1 protein-coding gene is annotated in these 369 nt (G+C 64.0%); it reads left to right on the top strand.

The window, feature by feature from the left end; genetic code table 11:
• Positions 1–351: transposase (locus AUL35_RS21370; protein ID WP_244493874.1), on the top strand; the 351-nt coding region annotated here is incomplete at its 5' end.
• Positions 352–369 lie beyond the last annotated feature (18 nt).

The following is a 369-nucleotide window of genomic DNA, read 5'->3' as shown; positions in this document are numbered from 1 at the left end:
ACATGGGCGGACGAGACCTGCATCGGCTGGCACTACATCGCACCCGGCAAGCCGCAGCAGAACGGCTTCATCGAAAGCTTCAACGGCCGTCTGCGCGACGAGCTTCTGAACGAGACGCTGTTCCGATCTCTGCCGCATGCCCGTGCCGTGCTGGAAGCCTGGCGGCGGGACTACAACGAGGAACGACCGCACTCGAAGCTCGGCTGGATGACGCCTCGGGACTTCGCCCGCACCATCATGGACACCACCGGCCGAAACGCTGCGCTCACCAACGGCTCCGCGCTTCGGCCTCTTGCAACCGCCATCGACGATGGCTCAGATCACGACAGGACTCTCGCTCCCGCTGGATGAAAAACGGGGGTCACGTCA

The organism is Aureimonas sp. AU4, assembly GCF_001463765.1.
Lineage (GTDB): Bacteria > Pseudomonadota > Alphaproteobacteria > Rhizobiales > Rhizobiaceae > Aureimonas.
Note: the sequence above shows the minus strand (reverse complement) of the source record. Positions and strands in the feature narration are given on the sequence as shown.